Origin of the sequence: Marinomonas mediterranea MMB-1, from assembly GCF_000192865.1 — a bacterium.
Taxonomy (GTDB): Bacteria; Pseudomonadota; Gammaproteobacteria; order Pseudomonadales; family Marinomonadaceae; genus Marinomonas; species Marinomonas mediterranea.
Genome location: NC_015276.1, coordinates 1 through 18428, shown reverse-complemented (window position 1 = coordinate 18428; position 18428 = coordinate 1). Strand labels below are relative to the sequence as shown.

Genomic DNA, 18428 nt, shown 5'->3' with positions numbered 1-18428 from the left:
CAGAACTATTTGGAATACCGCTATGGCAGTTTTACCCGTATTAGAATACCCAGATCCAAAATTGCGCACCGTCGCGAAAGAGGTCGAGCAAGTCACTCCTGAGATTCAAGCATACATCGACGATATGCTGGATACTATGTATGACGAAAGCGGCATCGGTCTTGCCGCGACACAAGTTGATATACACCTACGTATTGTCGTTATGGATCACTCAGAAGAACGCAATGAACCAATGGTGTTTATTAACCCAGAGTTTGTTGTATTAGACGACGAGCCAAATGAGTTTCAAGAAGGCTGCTTATCCGTACCAGGGTATTATGAGCACATTTACCGAGCTGCAAAGGTAAAAGTCAAAGCCCTTGATCGCGACGGTAAGCCATTCGAAATGGAAGTCGATGAACTCATGGCAGTTTGCGTTCAACATGAGATCGATCATTTGGACGGCAAGTTATTTGTCGACTACATTTCTCCGCTAAAGCGCAATCGAATCAAGTCCAAACTTCAGAAGCTCCAAAAGAAGCGTGCATAGACATTGCCTAAGAAATGAAGCAGATGAATCCCTAAAGATCAGGCTCCGGCCTGATTTTTTTGTTATCGAATAAGGAATAATTGAATGTCACAAGACACCACAACCTCTCACGATAAACCCCTTAGAATTGTATTTGCAGGCACGCCAGAATTTGCCTCGGCTAGTCTTCAAGCGGTATTGGATAATGCGCAAGAAAACCACTACGAAGTCATTGCCGTTTATACCCAGCCCGATCGTCCAGCAGGAAGAGGGCAAAAGCTCGTTGCCAGCCCGGTCAAACAGCTTGCCCTTGAGAATAATATTCCCGTTTATCAGCCGTTAAATTTCAAACTAGACGAAGATAAAAACGCCTTAGCCAATCTAAACGCCGACATTATGATTGTCGCAGCGTACGGCATTATCCTTCCCAAAGTGGTATTGGATACGCCTCGATTAGGATGCGTAAACGTACATGCTTCCTTGCTACCACGATGGCGCGGTGCGGCGCCGATCCATCGTTCATTATTAGCAGGGGATGCAAAGACCGGAATCACCATTATGCAGATGGACGTCGGCTTAGACACTGGCGATATGTTACTCAAAGTAGAATGTGACATTCTTGAAGAAGACACCTCTGGTACTCTGCACGATAGGCTTGCACCGCTTGGTGGAGAGGCGTTGATTAGCGCGCTTGAGGAAATCAAACTTGGTACGATTACGCCGGAAAAACAAGACGAGGCGTTAACTTGCTACGCAGGTAAGTTGACCAAGACAGAAGGTGAGGTTAACTGGGAAACATCTGCTGAAAGCATTGCGCGTCAGGTACGAGGCTTACATCCATGGCCTGTTGCCTATACGCAAACAGAGTCTGGCGTAATGAAAATTCATTCAGCGACAACTGTTAACTCTGAAAGCATTGAAGGAATTAACGCGGATCAGGTTATTGCAGCAGGACAGTCTAACTCTGGAACCATAATCGCATCAGGAAAAGAGGGTGTATTCGTTCAAACAAGTAATGGCATCCTCGCTTTAGAAACGGTTCAGTTCCCCAGTGGTAAACGGATGTCGGTTCAAGATGCGTTGAATGGAAAGCATAAAGCCTCTTTGAGTGTCGGGCGCTCGATGTTAAAAGCCGATTCTTAAGCACGCCTTAGCGCTGTTCGTTAGAACGATTCCTTAACGATCACCCTTAGATCATTCTTTAGCACTACTCCTTAATAGATACCTTGATAGTTAGTAGTAGTGCTAATAATGTTAAGTAGAGCGAAGCGACTTACTAGGCCCTGTGAGTCAATAAAACAATTAAGAGAAAACACGAATGTCAGATGTTCAACAAAACCCACCTTCACTTAGCGCTCGCGAAGCCGCCGTTGAAGTAATCACACAAGTGTTGCTTCAACAGGGCTCTTTGTCGACTCAATTATCAAAGATTCAGGGCAAAGTAGATTTCGATCATCACGCATTGTTAAAAGAGTTTTGCTTTGGTGTTTGTCGTCATTTCCCGACGCTGAACTCGATTGCATTGAGCCTACTCGCAAAGCCTTTTGAAGAGCGTGATTACGATGTCTATTCGACGTTGCTGTTAGGCCTTTATCAACTTCAGCATATGAGTACACCGGATCACGCTGCTATAAATGAGTCGGTTGAACTTTGTCGCACGCTAAAAAAGGACTGGGCCACGAAACTCATAAATGCTGTTTTGCGCCGATATCAAAGAGACAGTGAAGAGATCATTTCAGAGATTTCGTCTCAGCCCTCTGTGGCATTTAATCTTCCTAAGTGGCTCGTGAAACGTATTAAAAAGAACTGGCCTGACAGTTTTGAGTCTATTGTTGAAGCCAGCAACGAACGTCCTCCGATGTGTATTCGAGTTAACCTTGATAAGGTTTCACGTGAAACATATAAATCATGGCTCGATGAGGAGGGCATTGTTTCACGTGAAACACTCTCTATAGACTCAGGATTGTATATTGAAAATCCAGTGCCTGTTTTTGTATTGCCAAAATTCGAAAGCGGATTTGTGAGCATCCAAGACGAAGCCGCTCAACTATCTGCTCGGATAATAAACCCTCAACAAGGCGAAAGGGTATTGGATGCCTGCGCAGCGCCAGGAGGAAAAACGGGGCATCTACTTGAGGCAATGCCGAATCAAGAACTAACGGCAATTGAACTGGAACCTTGGCGACTCGAACGCATTGAAGACAATCTAACGAGACTCGGCTATCAAGCCGAGTTGATCGTGAGTGATGCAGGTGACCTAAATAACTGGTGGGACAAAACAGCGTTCAACAAGGTCTTACTCGACGCACCTTGTTCTGCAACAGGTGTCATTCGACGCAATCCAGATATTAAGATTAACCGAAAGCCAGCTGATATTTCAGAGCTCGTCGAAATTCAGTCGACGCTACTGGATAACGTTTGGCAAGTGGTTGAAGAGGGCGGATACTTACTTTATGCAACCTGTTCCATCATGCCAGAAGAAAACAGCGAACAAGTAGATCGCTTTCTCGCTCGGACTTCAAACGCATTAGAAGTTCCTCTGAATACCATTAATAGTGGTTTTGCGATGAACATCTCAAATGCAAAAACGGATCACGGTATTCAGCTACTGCCCAAACGAGACGGACATGATGGTTTCTACTATTGCTTGTTTCAAAAAACGGCTGTCAAAAATTAAAAATGATCGTCACGACCGAATGACAGCTGTCTTTCTTGATAGAGCGTAGTCAAACGACTTTAGTAAACTGACTACCGCGCCCTCATCAACTACAACCTTACTCTGCAACTAACGCCTTAAAAGGAGTGTTTCACGTGAAACACTCCTTTTTTATTATCTGTCTAATGCAACTTACTTCTACGACAAGGCTCTCTGTAAAACAAAGCTCTCTGAAAAATAGAGCGATCTAAAACAAAGCTCTTTAAACAGAGCCTTTTGTAAAATAAAGCGCCGTCTAAATCGATCGTTTATCGACGACTTTCTTTGAAACACTTAACGCGCTTTCAATGACAATACTTAATTACAACACTAGAAAATATGGTAACGGAAACACATGCACAACTAGCGAGGGATTCAGGATATCGGCAGATGTCGGCAATAGTCGGCGTGATGAGTTCCGCTGTTCTGATGGTCGATCTGACGACTTAAGAGATAACAAGAGTGGTACGAGAGACTGTATAAAGAGTAGGTAAGTGGTCGGATGTATGCGGATATATTACGAATTACCACAGCCAATGAAAAAAAGAGTCAATTAATTTGAAATAGACATTAAAACTAACGAAGAAGGAGTTTAGAATTAACAAGATAGGAAACGACATTCGTACTTCAGGAAAACCCGAGCGAGTCGATATACTTCAGCGTGTGAGTAATCTCGTCTTGTTCACCGCTTCCTTAACATACTAGCAAATCAGAACCTGAGTGAGAGCCATCTCCTCCTAAGGCAGTATATGAAAATTATCATTATCGGTGCAGGCCAAGTTGGGGCCACTCTTGCAGAGAATCTTGCAAATGAAGATAACGACATTACCGTTGTCGACAGTAATCAACAAAGGCTGCGAGAGCTGCAAGATCGACTCGATATTCAAACTGTAGAAGGAAGTGGGTCACACCCAGACGTACTCGATCAAGCGGGTTGCAATGATGCCGATATGCTCATCGCAGTGAGTAACCAAGACGAGATCAACATGGTTGCCTGCCAAATTGCACACACGCTTTTCAAAACCCCGACAAAAATAGGCCGTGTTCGATCCAGCGCCTATGCGAAATACCCAAAACTATTTTCCGACGCTGCGTTGCCGATCGACGTGCGTATCAGTCCAGAGAAAGAAGTCACGAAACATCTAAGCCGCCTAATTCGTTACCCAGGTGCGCTTCAAGTGATGGAGTTCGCAGAGGGCAAAATCCAGTTAGTCGTGGTTAAAGCTGAGACAGGCGGGCCGCTAATCGATCAGCCAATTAGCTTTTTGAAAGAACACATGCCTTCCATCCAAACCCGTATTGCTGCGATTTATCGCGATGGTCAGGCGATTAAGCCCGATGGTAATACGCACATTAGAGCAAACGATGAAGTCTTCTTCCTAACGGCTCAACGCGATGTGTTGGACGTCATGAGTGAACTGCGCCCACTTGATACACCATACCGTAGAATCATCATTGCAGGTGGCGGTAATATTGGTGAGCGCCTAGCGCAAAGTTTGGAAAAAGAATATCGAGTAAAAATTATTGAGCGCAGCCCAGAGCGTTGTCGATATCTCTCAGAAACACTCAACAGTACAATCGTTCTAAACGGAGATGCATCGAAACAAGAGTTATTGCTGGAAGAGAACATAGAATCAACCGATGTTTTCTGTGCGCTGACAAACAATGATGAAGCCAATATTATGTCGTCCATGCTTGCAAAAGTACTGGGGGCGAGAACGGTCATGACCATCATTAATAACCCTGCTTACGTTGATATTGTTCAAAAGGGCATGATCGACATTGCGATCTCACCTCAGCAAACCACCATCAGTAGTCTTCTATCCTATATCCGTCGCGGTGATGTTGTGAACGTTCACTCACTGCGTAAAGGGGCAGCCGAAGCATTGGAAGCCGTCGCTCATGGCGACTATAACTCTTCTAAAGTCGTTGGCCGTAAGATCTCAAATATCCACCTTCCAGAAGGCGCAACCATCGGTGCCATCGTGCGAGGCGATGACATTATATTGGGATCGGGAGATGTGAAGATCGAAGCCGAAGACCACGTTATCTTGTTCGTCTCCAACAAGAAACAAATTCCAGCAGTAGAGCAATTGTTCCAAGTAGGACTTACGTTCTTCTAACGTCACCACAACACTCAGACAACCAAATGAAGATCGACGTGCTGACCAGTCAGTCGTATTAAGAGAAACGGAAAAAACATATGCGCATACAGGTTATTCTAAGGGTGATTGGTATCCTAGTGATGGTGTTCAGCTTATCGCTTATTCCACCCATCATTGTCTCCTTGATCTATCAAGATGACACACTCGGCGCGTTTGCCTCAGCGCTTGCGATTAACCTGTTGAGTGGCTTTCTTATTTGGTTTCCAGTCCGAAACCAACGAGCAGACTTAAAAATACGCGATGGGTTCGTGGTGACCGTTCTCTTCTGGTTCGTATTGGGGCTATCCGGTTCAGTCCCATTTCTTATCTCGACGGACCCCGTTCTGACTTTTACCGACGCGTTATTCGAATCTATTTCAGCATTAACCACAACCGGTGCAACCATCATTACTCACATCGATGGATTACCCCCTTCCATTTTATTCTATCGTCAGCAGCTCCAATGGTTGGGCGGAATGGGGATTATCGTACTGGCTGTGGCTATCATGCCGATGCTAGGCATAGGGGGTATGCAGCTTTATCGCGCCGAAACACCTGGGCCAGTGAAAGACTCCAAGCTCACGCCTCGAATAGCAGAAACCGCAAAAGCACTTTGGTATATCTATGCATCGCTAACAACGGTCTGTGCAGTCGGCTATTGGTTAGCAGGTATGACCTTGTTCGACGCAATCTGTCATAGCTTCTCTACTGTCGCAATCGGCGGCTTTTCAACGCACGATGCCAGTATCGGTTATTACAACAGTGTCGCGATTGAAGTGGTGTGTTCACTCTTTATGTTCATATCGGCAATCAACTTTGGTTTGCACTTTTACGCATGGCGAAATCAAAGCGTCTTACACTATTTCAAAGACCCAGAAGCGCGCTTCTTTATCTTTATATTGTTTTGTACCGTCACATTGACGACGCTCGGACTGACCTTAACTGCTACCTACGACTGGGATCTCGCGTTCCGTTACGCGGTCTTCGAAAGTATTTCAATTGCGACCACCGCTGGATTTGGCACCTCAGACTTTTCAGCATGGCCGCATTTCTTACCCTTCTTGTTAATTGTTACTTCCTTCGCTGGCGGTTGTGCAAGCTCCACTGGCGGTGGTATGAAGGTTATGCGTATCCTTCTGATTCTGAAACAAGGTGTACGAGAAATCCAAAGACTTGTTCATCCTAGTGCTGTGATCCCAATTAAAGTAGGCGGAAAAGCCATTCCTGAACGAGTCGTTTCGGCCGTTTGGGGTTTCTTCTCTGCGTATCTCATTGTCTACGTTATTCTGATGATTGGCCTTATGGCGACAGGCATCGATCAGGTGACAGCGTGGTCTGCGGTGGCAGCAACGCTTAACAATCTTGGACCGGGTTTAGGAGACGTCTCCGCCAACTTTGCGGGTATCAATGACCCAGCCAAGTGGATGCTTTGCTTCTCTATGCTATTAGGGCGTCTTGAGGTCTTTACCTTGCTTGTTTTATTTACGCCGATGTTCTGGCAACGATAAAACAAAAAGCAAAAGGAGAACGTTACGTGACACCAGCAATCAATCAATTAAAAAAAGCCAAAGTCGACTTTTCCCTACATGAATACGATCACGACCCGAGTTGTAAAAACTTTGGTAATGAAGCGGCTGATAAACTGAATTTACAACCCGAAGAAGTGTTTAAAACATTACTCGTGTCAGACGATAAACTCTTCTTCGTCTGCATCGTGCCGGTGACTGGAACCTTAAACCTAAAACGAGCAGCATCCGCGCTTAAGGTCAAAAAACTGCGTATGGCCGAACCTAAAGAAGCCGAGCGTCTCACAGGGTATTTAGTGGGCGGTATTAGTCCTCTTGGACAGAAAAAAGCACTAGGAACTCTGATCGATCAAAGTGCACTAGAGTACGATAAGATTTATGTCAGTGGGGGAAAACGAGGACTAGATATTGGTTTATCTCCCCAAGATCTAGCAGCTCAGTGTCGGCAGGGACAGTTTTCAGATATTCGTGAATCGTAAGGAGGTATTCACGCTTCACAACGCAGTATGGCGGCTAATCATTATCCGACGATCTAGGATACAAAGACGAACCATCCGCTTGCTTTTTAAAGCGCTTATACTCCCATTGATATTGCTCAGGGTGACGTAATATCAATGACTCAAGACTCTTATTTAGAGAAGCTGTAGAAGTTTGTAAGTCCTCACTATAGAAATTTTCATTTAGGGGAAAGACTTCGAACTTCAGACCTTTTTGAGTTTGAAAGACGGCACAGATAAACGCCTTCGCGCCAGACTTGGAAGTTAACTGACTCGCTAACGTCATGGTGTAAGCAGGCTGTCCAAAGAAGGGGACGTATTCACCACTGCCTTCTGCTGGAACCTGATCAGGCAGAATCCCAACAACACCGCCGGACTTTAATGCTTTCATGAGCTGCATGACACCGCGGCGATCAGTCGGTGCCAGTTCCGTCCCCGCTCTCTTGCGAGATTCAAGAATAAACGCATCCATTGCTTTGTCTTTCTGCGGACGATACATCGTCGTCATCGTGCGCATCTGAGAAACGAACGACGGAATGTATTCCCAACTGCCTAAATGCGGCGCCATTAACAACACGCCTTGCTCGCTTTCTAGTGCGTGTTTGAACTCATCTACGCCCTCACCAAATTCTAGCAAGGTCAGAAGCTCTTCTGGCGTATGCGTCCAAGCATGCAGCATCTCCATCCCCGTCTGTCCGATGTGCACTAAGCGTTGATTACGAAGTGCCTTACGCTCATCCAGTGCCATATTGGGAAAGCAGAGTGCCAAGTTTTGATCAATCCCTCTGACCGTGCGTTTATCTAACCGAATAAAGAAACGGCCAAATAATCGACCTAGTGTTCGCTTGACTGAAAACGGCAAAGCACCGATAAGCTTTAAACTTGTAACAAGCGCAGACTTAGGCTGATCTGAGGACATAGGCCACCATTAAATAAAAGCAGTTAAATACAAACACAATTAAAGACAACGAAAAACAACATGATAAGAAGCGCTATTGTACTCTATTTCTTCGACTCAAACGTCATCAATAAAAGTCGCATTGATCGAACAAACACAGTAAATTATAGGCTAACTTCCCTCGACTTCTTTGATTAACGCATTACCCAAAAACGTTCCTTGAGCGTACTTGAAAATACAGACATGCGAAAACAAGACACAATAAAAGCGACAGAAACGAAAATGCAGCAAACAACCGATAGAAACAACAGTAAAACTAAACCTATTATCTTGCTTGATAGAGACGGTGTTATCAATTATGACTCTGACGCCTATATAAAGTCGGTTGATGAATGGCAGCCCTTGCCTGGGAGTATCAAAGCCATCGCAGCATTGTCAAAAGCAGGGTTTCGGATTTTCGTCGTAACCAATCAATCAGGCATTGCACGCGGCTACTATGATGAAACGGAATTGAACGCCATGCACACGAAAATGCTGAATTTAGTTCATTCTGAAGGCGGGACAATCGAAGGCATAGAATATTGCCCTCATGGCCCAGATGATGGCTGCCATTGCAGAAAGCCTTTGCCCGGTATGATTGAAACCATTGAGTCCAAGATAGGCGTCGACTTTACGCAAACAAGCGCCATTATTGTCGGCGATTCAAAACGCGATTTAGAAGCCGGTCATGCTAGAGGCTGCCACCCTTCATTAGTTCTAACGGGCAAAGGTCGTGACACTCAGTACAAAGCGTTCGATTTTTACTTCGATGTCTATGCAGACCTTGCTGCATTTGCGCTAGCGACACTGCATAAGTTTAATTAATTAAGGAAGGTGTGAACAAGTCCACTGGCTTATTCTGCGCTTTATCTATCATTGTCTATAAAAAGTAAGTCCTATAGAAGATGATAGATAAAGTGCTTTTGCGAGCGTTTAATAACAATCGCAGGTTAATGTGATTTCGCTAGCTTCAATACATAAGTCCAGCTCAAAACAAAGAAACCAAATAGGATCATAAGCAATATCGGAAATGAGCCTACACCAAACGCATCGATTAAAGGGCCAGTTAGCGATGGCGCAACCAAGGCGCCCAAACCACAACAAAAGAAAATAATGCCCGTACGTTTACCTGTTAACGTTAGAATCCGATTGGCGAACGAGAAAATCATAGGAAACAACGCGGAGCAACCAAAACCAAGACCGAAGACCAGCATAGCCAACATCCCTTCACTAGAGCCACTGACGTTAATCCCTAGAATCGAAACCGCGCACACACACATCAAAGCATACACACAGGGCACTAACGCTAACCAACGCAATAAGGGGACAAATATCAGTCGACCTAAAGACATGGCCATAAAGAACCACGTCGCCAATACAACCGCACTGTCTTCACTCATGCCCATTAAACTGCCATACGTTGAAATCCAACCCGCCACAGTGACTTCAATTCCAACATACAAGAAGATGACAAATAGAAAAGCACCAAACAGCTTAGTCTGCTTTTTAGGTTCATCAGATTGAATACTAGAAGAGGTTTCTAATACGGGCGTTTTTTGTTTAAGCAACAGAATAGGGAAGAGCACAGAATACAAGCCTATCAGCCAGATTCCCCACCCATAGCTGCCACCTAACCCATTCATCGCCACAAATATAAGCGGTGCAACCATCGCACCTAAACTGTAACTTAAATGCAGAGCAGTGACATAGGACTCGACTTTCTCTCGATGCAACCACAGCATCATCAAATTACCGCCCGTATTGACGGACACTTCGCTTGCGCCAAGTAAAACAAACAATCCAATCAGTACCCACAGGGCGGTAGAGAAGGGCACAAGTAACGTAGCAGATATCATGATCACCAACATGGCGACCAGATAATGATGCCCTGAAAAGCGGTCATACATTCTAGATGCCACTAAGGCACCCAAAATATTACCAATGCCACGGGCAGTGAAAAGCACAGAAATTTCAGCGACGGACGAATCCGATCGGTTCGCCAAATAGATTAAACAAGGCCCTAACATACCGCTGACCGCCCCACAGGCGATAAACATCAGGCAATAGGTCACCGTGCGTTTCCATTCAAATATACGCATTTCTATGATCTCAAAGGCATTGCTAAATAAGCATAAGGGAGAAAAGAAGAAACGAATGCTCTTCCAAACAATGCGCATTTAATCACGGAGATCGTACAAAAAGAAGTAGTGAGCTTTAAAAACAAATACTTAATTTTCTAAAATATTAACCCACTATTTAGGTGCAGACTTTAAAGCAAATGCCAACTATCCTGCCCCTAATTTCTGCTCCATGATGTCGATGGTATTGCCTTCGATCCAACAAACCAATTCAAGCACCTTTTTACAGGCCTCGTGCCCTAACTCCGTCAATTGATACTCAACATGCGGCGGTACCACAGGGTAAACAATACGTTCAACCAGACCATCGCCTTCGAGTTGTTTTAACGTTTGTGCCAGCATCTTCTCACTGACGCCTTCAATACGTCGACGCAAATGACTGAAACGGTGCTTCTCTCGATCCCGCAGAACCACAAAAACCATAATGCCCCAACGGCTGGTTATGTGCTTCATAATCTCTCTAGAAGGACAGTTACTGGACAGAACGTCACCTCGATCGTATTCGGCAAACATCTTCTCAGAATCGATGTCCATCGGTTTACCATATATTTGCACAATTTTTTTCATACTTACCTTTTTGTACGTACTTACTTTTAGTTAGTTTATAGTCTAAATTAGTTTTATCGAATTAACCAACTACTTTCTCACAGAAAATAACATTTCATAAAGAATCTAACTTAGGAGTCAACATTATGATTTTAGTAACAGGCGCAACAGGCAAATTAGGTAAATTAGTCATCGAGAGCTTAGTAGCACGCGGCACACCAGCAAGCGACATCGTTGCCGGCGTTCGTTCACCAGAAAAAGCGGCAGACCTGGCTGACCAAGGCGTTGTAGTACGCAAAGCAGACTACTCAGATCCAGCAACATTGACGACAGCACTAGAAGGCGTAAAACGCGTTGTTTTGGTTTCTTCTAGCGAAGTGGGTCAACGTCTTCCACAGCACCAGAACGTCATCAACGCAGCAAAAGAAGCGGGCGTTGAGCTCATCGCATACACCAGCCTACTAAACGCAACTGAGTCTCCAATGATCTTGGCACAAGAGCACGTTGGTACTGAAAAAGCCTTGACGGAGTCTGGCGTTCCTCACGTACTCCTACGTAACAGCTGGTACAACGAAAACTACACTGAAAACCTAGGCTTAGCATTGGAACACGGTGCTGTATTAGGTAGTGCAAAAGACGGTAAATTCGCCTCTGCAACACGTGCTGACTACGCAGAAGCAGCAGCGGTAGCCGTTTCAACGGAAGGTCACGCAGGTAAAACTTACGAATTGGCAGGTTCTACCGCTTACACGCTAACAGAATACGCTCAATACGTTAGCGAGCTATCTGGTAAAACAGTAATTTACCAAGATCTTCCAGCAGAAGAATACACAAAAGTACTTGTCGGTGTAGGTCTTCCAGAAGGGTTCGCCGCTGTTCTAGCGGACTCAGATGTGGGTACATCCAATGGTGCGCTATACAGCGACAGCAAGGACCTAGAAACACTAATCGGCCGTCCTTCTACACCGATTCAAGACAGCATTAAAGCAGCGCTTTAAGCAACGACATAGCGTCAAAACTTGCGGCTCATCGTTTCCCCTACATTGAGCCGCATGCAAAAAGTAAAAAAGCCCGATTTAGAAAACTAAATCGGGCTTTTTATATTCTTACGCGAAACTAACGATTAATTAAACGTCCAAATTCGCTACAGACAATGCATTGTCTTGTATGAAGTTACGACGTGGTTCAACTTCGTCGCCCATCAGTGTGGTAAACATTTGATCGGCTGCAACCGCGTCATCAATGGTCACACGAAGCATACGACGAGAATCAGGGTCCATGGTCGTTTCCCAAAGTTGATCAGGGTTCATCTCTCCCAATCCTTTGTAACGCTGTACGTCCATTCCACGTTTCGCTTCTTTCATCAACCATGTTTTCATCACGTCAATGTCGGTTACGATCTGTGTGCGTTCACCACGTTGGATGTAAGACTCTTCGCTGAACAACTCTTTCACCGTCTCTGACAGCTCGACAATGCGAGCGTACTCTGGCGATGAGAAGAAGGTTGCTTCGAAGCGGTAACGGTTGTTTACGCCATGCGACATGATGTCGACAACAGGTAAGTAGACATTACGCTCTTCGTCTTTCTCTACAGAGAAGTCGAACTGGAAGCCCGTACGGGTATCCATTGGCATTTGCTGACGAAGTAGTTCTACCCATTCAGCGACCTCTGTTTCGTCCGTTAATGATTCAGAACGAAGCGGTGCAACATACAGAAGCTTGCTCATGACATCTTGTGGGTACACACGAGCCATACGCTCAATGTCTTCTTGAATTGCAATGTAGTCACGAATCAGCTTCGCTAACGCACTACCTTGAATGCCAGGCGCTCCTTCATTTACGTACAATGCGGCGCCGTCTAGAGCCACTTCGATTAGATGCTGCTCAAGTGCATGCTCGTCTTTAATATACAGTTCGTTCTTACGACGCGTCACTTTATACAAAGGCGGTTGAGCGATAAAGATGTGCCCGCGTTCTATAATTTCCGGCATTTGACGGAAGAAGAACGTCAATAAAAGAGTACGAATGTGAGAACCATCGACGTCGGCATCGGTCATGATAACAATGCTGTGATAACGTAATTTATCAGGATTAAACTCGTCACGACCGATACCACAACCCAATGCAGTAATCAGCGTGCCAACTTCAGCCGATGACAGCATTTTATCAAAACGGGCTTTCTCAACGTTCAGTATCTTACCTTTCAAAGGCAGGATAGCCTGAGTACGACGGTCACGGCCTTGTTTTGCAGAACCACCTGCAGAGTCACCCTCCACTAGGTAGATTTCAGAAAGTGCTGGGTCTTTTTCCTGACAGTCTGCCAATTTACCCGGTAAGCCTGCAATGTCCAATGCGCCTTTACGTCGCGTCATATCACGTGCACGACGAGCCGCTTCACGGGCGCGGGCAGCATCAATCATCTTGTTAACGATGATTTTGGCTTCATTTGGCTTTTCAAGCAGGTATTCAGCGAAACGTTTCGCCATTTCTTGTTCAACTGCCGTTTTTACTTCAGAAGACACCAGTTTATCTTTAGTTTGAGAAGAGAACTTAGGATCGGGTACTTTCACCGACACAATGGCAGTCAAACCTTCACGGGAGTCATCACCCGTTGTTGCCACTTTTTGTTTCTTCGCCAAGCCTTCTGACTCAATGAAATTATTAAGCGTACGCGTCAAAGCACCACGGAAACCAGCTAAGTGAGTGCCGCCGTCTCGTTGCGGAATGTTGTTGGTGTAACAGTAGATGTTTTCCTGAAAACCTTCGTTCCACTGCAATGCCACTTCCACAGCGATACCGTCTTCTAGGTCGTCGCGCTGACAAATAAAGTGGAAAATGTCATTAATCGGCGTCTTGTTAGTATTCAAATGTTCTACGAAAGAACGTAAACCGCCTTCGTAATTGAAGAATTCTTCCTTACCACTGCGCTCATCTTTTAAGTGAATCGCCACACCAGAGTTCAAGAAAGACAATTCACGTAAACGCTTCGCAAGGATATCGTAGATAAATAAAATGTTGCTAAAAGTATCTGCAGAAGGCTTAAAGTGAACCGATGTTCCGGCGCCATCCGTGTCACCTATGATGGCTAATGGTGCTTGCGGAACACCATGAACATAATTCTGCTCATAGATTTTGCCGTCTTTACGAATGGTCAACGTCAGACTTTCTGATAGGGCGTTTACAACCGAAACCCCCACGCCATGAAGACCACCAGATACTTTGTACGAGTTGTCATCAAACTTACCACCAGCGTGCAATACCGTCATGATCACTTCGGCAGCAGAGACACCTTCTTCTTCGTGCATGTCTACCGGAATACCACGGCCGTTATCCGAAACAGACACAGACTCGTCTGGGTGAATGGTGACTGTGATCGTGTCACAGTGGCCTGCTAAGGCTTCGTCAATCGAGTTATCGACGACTTCAAACACCATGTGGTGCAGACCTGTTCCGTCGTCCGTATCACCGATATACATACCGGGACGTTTACGGACGGCATCGAGCCCCTTGAGCACCTTTATACTGGACGAATCGTAATTGTTTTCACTCATTTAAGTCTCCTGCAACCCTCTGCAACTCGCCATTACGCATAGCAAAGTGACGAACATCTGTCGCATCAGACCAGACAAAATCCAAACTGTCTGATCCAACACTGGTTATAAATATTTGGCTGTTAAGCGATTCTAACAATCGACATAATTTTTGACGATGGTTGGCATCTAATTCGGCTGGTAAGTCATCCACTAAAAACACCAAGGGCCGACCCATATCAGTCAACACTTGTCCTTGCGCTATTTTCAGTGCGGACACCACCAGCTTTTGCTGACCACGGGAAAGCGTGTCTAGTGCATCACCCGCTTTGGTTTTTACTCGCAAGTCCGCTCTTTGCGGCCCTGAATGTGTGTAACCAAGCTCAATATCGCGATTTACTCCAGACTCAAGCGCTTCTGCGAGTGTCTTTTGAGCATCCCACCCTTGGGTAAAATTTAAAGAGACATCGAGCTCATCGGACAGCGCATTTAATACGGTTTTAAAGTATGGAATTAAATGCTTTACATAGGCTTGACGGACCTCATTGACGGTTCCACCAAGTCTGATCAGCTCTTGGTCAAAAGCAGCCAGTAAATTAGGTGAAATTTTACCACGTTTAAGCAAGCTATTCCGCTGTTTTAATGCTTTTTGCCAATCTCTCCATGCTGGCATGAATTGAACATCAAAGTGAAAGGCTCCCCAATCGACAAACTGACGTCGAATCTTAGGCGAGCCTTCTAATAATCGAAACGCATCGGGGTTAATCAATTGAACTGGGAGGCGCTCAGCAAGCTCGACAATAGAGTGGACCTTCTCACCTTGAACACGCACGTCTATCGCCCCATCGCGAGCACGTTTAAGGCCGATAGGAAAGACACTGGTGCTCGCTTTAAGTTGTGCGAATACAATGCATTCTGCCTGATCATGCTGAATATAGGTTTTGTGTTTATGACTTCGAAAAGAACGCCCGTAGGAGAGCAAGTGAATGGCTTCTAACACTGATGTTTTGCCACTGCCATTTTCACCGACAATAACATTGACCTGATGGGAAGGCTCAAACTGAATTTTTGTGAGGTTTCGCAGTTTTGCGATATCTAGACGTGCCAGTGGCATATAGGAAAGGCTATGTTAAAAGGCGTGGTGTGTTTAGACCACGCCTTTTATGTCAAAAAGTTAGAGACGCATCGGCATCACGACGTATTGTGCTGCGTGACTTTGCGCTTCTTCGATGAGAGCACTGCTGTTGGAATCGTTCATCGCGATACGAACTTCTTGAGCATCAACAACGCCAAGCACATCAAGTAAATAACCAACGTTGAAGCCAACTTCCATACCATCGCCCTGATATTGAACCAATACGGACTCTTCCGCTTCTTCCTGCTCAGGGTTGTTCGCGAATACCTGAAGCATGCCATTAGATAAGATCAAACGAACACCGCGGTATTTTTCGTTAGAAAGAATCGACGCGCGTAAGAAAACCTGACGCAACTCTTGGCGATCAGCAATGACCATTTTTTCATTATTGCGAGGGATAACACGATGGTAATCAGGGAACTTGCCGTCGACCAATTTCGACGTGAAGGTATAGTCATCAATCGTTGCTCGAACGTGATTAGAACCTATTTTCAGTTCAACCAGCTCATCTGTATCGCTCAACAAGCGGTTTAATTCCAGAACGCCTTTACGAGGTACAATAACTTGCGTTAAATCGCCGCTGACTTGCGCATCTTCAATGGCGGTTGCCAAACGGTGTCCATCAGTCGCAACAACACGCAATTGACCATCGGCCACTTCAAACAACATGCCATTCAAGTAGTAACGTACATCTTGGTTTGCCATCGCAAAACCAGTGCGATCGATTAGACGTCGAACACTGGACTGAGCCACATTAACCGTTAAATCACCCTGCATGTCTTGAATATTAGGGAACTCATCGGCAGGCAAAGTAGACAAACTAAAACGTGAGCGACCTGAGCGAATGATGGCTTTTTGCTCATCAAGTGAAAACTCAATCACGGCGCTGTCTGGTAAGCTTTTACAAATGTCCACCAGCTTACGAGCTGGAACGGTAATTCGACCTTCTTGGCAATCATCAAGTGGTACCTGACCGACTAATTCAACTTCTAAATCAGAACCTGTTAGCGTTAATACCTGGTCTTTAACCTCAACCAGTACGTTTGCTAATACTGGCATAGTCTGTTTACGTTCAACGACGCCTGCAACTAATTGTAATGGCTTTAGAAGCGTCTCACGGACGACTGAAAATTTCATATTTTCCTCGTTAACTTAAAGTCTTAGACCGATCAGGTGGTCAAAATTCGCATCAATTGTTTGTAGTCTTCTCGGATATCAGAATCCGTATCTTGTAACTCTTTTATCTTACGAATCGCATGCAATGCCGTCGTATGATCACGACCGCCAAACGCGTCACCGATTTCCGGTAAACTGTGGTTCGTAAGTTCTTTTGCGAGTGACATAGCAACCTGGCGCGGTCTTGCGACAGAGCGGCTGCGACGTTTCGACAAAAGATCGCTGATCTTTATCTTATAATACTCAGCAACAATTCGCTGGATATTATCAATGTTTACTAGCTTGTCTTGCAAGGCTAGCAAGTCTTTTAGTGACTCTCTAACGAAGTCTGGCGTTATCGCGCGTCCAGTAAAATGCGAGTTAGCAATCACTCGTTTTAGCGCACCTTCCAATTCACGCACATTTGAACGTATCTTTTGCGCAATAAAGAAAGCCGAATCATACGATAATTTTACGCCACTTTCTTCTGCTTTACGCATTAGAATTGCAACACGTGTTTCAAGTTCCGGCGGCTCGACGGCGACCGTTAAGCCCCAACCAAAACGTGACTTCAATCGATCTTCAAGCCCTTGAATTTCTTTAGGATAACGATCACACGTTAGGATCATTTGCTGACCACCTTCTAATAAGGCATTAAACGTGTGAAAGAATTCTTCTTGGGTTCGATCTTTTCCAGCAAAAAACTGAATATCATCGATCAATAGCGCATCGACGGATCGGTAATAACGCTTAAAATCGTTAATTGCATTGAGTTGCAGTGCTTTGACCATGTCTGCGACAAAACGCTCAGAGTGCAAGTACACCACTTTCGCATTCGGATTATGTCGCATCAGCTCGGTACCAACCGCTTGCATTAAGTGGGTTTTACCAAGACCAACGCCGCCATATATAAAGAGTGGGTTGTAGGCACCGCCAGGGTTTTCAGCGACCTGAAGTGCCGCAGCGTGCGCTAGCTGGTTAGATTTACCTTCTACGAAATTATCAAAGGTAAAGGAATTATTGAGATTTGCACCGTGATTAATACCACCTTCCACTTCCACTTTTCGGTTGGGCGGAGTAAGTGGTAACTGACCCTGTTCGTAAGGTTCAAGATCACCATTTAAAAGCACATCTGAATCAGACAAGGTCAAAGGTGCTTCAAATTCGAGACCCGATATCGGCTCTTCAACCGGTTCATACGTTACTTGCCCTGGACGATAGCCCGAGTCATTTTCAACAGTGGCCACAGGGGGCGCTTTCGTTTCAACCACAGGTGGTGGCGGTGGCGGTGCACTTGTTGCCGCAAAACCCGGTTGCTTAACCGCCAACATCAAATTAGGTGCGGGGTTTTCACCCGAGAATTCAGCAAGCAGTTCTTTGATACGAGCCTGATACTTATTATTAACCCAGTCCAAAACAAAGCGATTAGGCGCAAATAGACACAACTCTCCCGATACAGACTCTTCGGCCTGTAGTGGTCGGATCCATGTATTGAACTGTGATGCAGAAACTTCGTCTTGTAATTTACCAAGACAGCGTTCCCAAAACTCCAAAGACACTGAACAGCACTCCCAGAAACATTGGCGAAACAGAAGCGAAATAGTAACCCGACGCCAT

The 18428-nt window shown here is 45.2% G+C and carries 15 protein-coding genes; 8 read left to right on the top strand and 7 right to left on the bottom strand.

What is annotated here, in order from left to right; genetic code table 11:
- Positions 1-22 precede the first annotated feature (22 nt).
- The 6 genes from def (at position 23) to ybaK (ending at position 7352) form a co-directional block, all read left to right on the top strand.
- The gene (def, locus tag MARME_RS00080; RefSeq protein ID WP_013659228.1) at positions 23-529 is read left to right on the top strand and encodes a peptide deformylase; all 507 of its coding nucleotides are present in this window, start codon (positions 23-25) and stop codon (positions 527-529) included.
- An 84-nt stretch (positions 530-613) separates the two neighbouring features.
- Positions 614-1651 carry a methionyl-tRNA formyltransferase gene (gene fmt, locus MARME_RS00075; protein ID WP_013659227.1) on the top strand — a complete coding sequence of 346 codons (1038 nt, stop codon included), beginning with the start codon at positions 614-616 and terminating at the stop codon, positions 1649-1651.
- A gap of 175 nt (positions 1652-1826) precedes the next feature.
- The gene (gene rsmB / locus MARME_RS00070) at positions 1827-3185 is read left to right on the top strand and encodes a 16S rRNA (cytosine(967)-C(5))-methyltransferase RsmB (protein ID WP_013659226.1); all 1359 of its coding nucleotides are present in this window, start codon (positions 1827-1829) and stop codon (positions 3183-3185) included.
- A 767-nt stretch (positions 3186-3952) separates the two neighbouring features.
- On the top strand, positions 3953-5326 hold the full coding sequence (gene trkA, locus MARME_RS00065) for a Trk system potassium transporter TrkA (RefSeq protein ID WP_013659225.1): 1374 nt from the start codon (positions 3953-3955) through the stop codon (positions 5324-5326).
- An 80-nt stretch (positions 5327-5406) separates the two neighbouring features.
- The gene (locus MARME_RS00060) at positions 5407-6855 is read left to right on the top strand and encodes a TrkH family potassium uptake protein (protein WP_013659224.1); all 1449 of its coding nucleotides are present in this window, start codon (positions 5407-5409) and stop codon (positions 6853-6855) included.
- Between the two features lie 26 nt (positions 6856-6881).
- Positions 6882-7352 (top strand): Cys-tRNA(Pro) deacylase, encoded by a 471-nt coding sequence (ybaK, locus tag MARME_RS00055; protein WP_013659223.1) that lies wholly within the window; start codon positions 6882-6884, stop codon positions 7350-7352.
- Between the two features lie 34 nt (positions 7353-7386).
- Here the strand turns inward: ybaK and MARME_RS00050 are convergent, their stop codons facing one another.
- On the bottom strand, positions 7387-8289 hold the full coding sequence (locus MARME_RS00050) for a lysophospholipid acyltransferase family protein (protein ID WP_013659222.1): 903 nt from the start codon (positions 8287-8289) through the stop codon (positions 7387-7389).
- 222 nt (positions 8290-8511) lie between these two features.
- On the opposite strand from MARME_RS00050, the gene gmhB reads away from it, so the two are divergent.
- Positions 8512-9132, top strand: a complete 621-nt coding sequence (gene gmhB, locus MARME_RS00045) for a D-glycero-beta-D-manno-heptose 1,7-bisphosphate 7-phosphatase (RefSeq protein WP_013659221.1) — start codon at positions 8512-8514, stop codon at positions 9130-9132.
- A gap of 125 nt (positions 9133-9257) precedes the next feature.
- Here the strand turns inward: gmhB and MARME_RS00040 are convergent, their stop codons facing one another.
- Together MARME_RS00040 and MARME_RS00035 are read right to left on the bottom strand one after the other, a co-directional pair.
- Positions 9258-10406 carry an MFS transporter gene (locus MARME_RS00040; protein WP_013659220.1) on the bottom strand — a complete coding sequence of 383 codons (1149 nt, stop codon included), beginning with the start codon at positions 10404-10406 and terminating at the stop codon, positions 9258-9260.
- 186 nt (positions 10407-10592) lie between these two features.
- Positions 10593-11012: a winged helix-turn-helix transcriptional regulator gene (locus tag MARME_RS00035; RefSeq protein WP_013659219.1), complete on the bottom strand. Its 420-nt coding sequence runs from the start codon at positions 11010-11012 to the stop codon at positions 10593-10595.
- 125 nt (positions 11013-11137) lie between these two features.
- Between MARME_RS00035 and MARME_RS00030 the strand changes: the two genes are divergently transcribed.
- Positions 11138-11989 carry an SDR family oxidoreductase gene (locus MARME_RS00030; RefSeq protein ID WP_013659218.1) on the top strand — a complete coding sequence of 284 codons (852 nt, stop codon included), beginning with the start codon at positions 11138-11140 and terminating at the stop codon, positions 11987-11989.
- Positions 11990-12118: 129 nt separating this feature from the next.
- On the opposite strand, the gene gyrB is transcribed toward MARME_RS00030, so the two are convergent.
- The 4 genes from gyrB to dnaA are packed head-to-tail and all read right to left on the bottom strand — an operon-like array spanning position 12119 to position 18370.
- Positions 12119-14542, bottom strand: coding sequence for a DNA topoisomerase (ATP-hydrolyzing) subunit B (gene gyrB, locus MARME_RS00025; protein WP_013659217.1), 2424 nt, complete (start codon positions 14540-14542; stop codon positions 12119-12121).
- A complete protein-coding gene (recF, locus tag MARME_RS00020; protein ID WP_013659216.1) occupies positions 14535-15635 on the bottom strand; it encodes a DNA replication/repair protein RecF in 1101 nt (366 codons plus the stop codon). The genes gyrB and recF overlap by 8 nt, the downstream gene beginning before the upstream one ends.
- 60 nt (positions 15636-15695) lie before the next feature.
- Entirely contained in the window at positions 15696-16793 is a 1098-nt protein-coding gene (gene dnaN, locus MARME_RS00015; RefSeq protein WP_013659215.1) for a DNA polymerase III subunit beta, read from the bottom strand.
- A 32-nt stretch (positions 16794-16825) separates the two neighbouring features.
- Positions 16826-18370 carry a chromosomal replication initiator protein DnaA gene (gene dnaA, locus MARME_RS00010; protein WP_013659214.1) on the bottom strand — a complete coding sequence of 515 codons (1545 nt, stop codon included), beginning with the start codon at positions 18368-18370 and terminating at the stop codon, positions 16826-16828.
- Between the last annotated feature and the right edge of the window lie 58 nt (positions 18371-18428).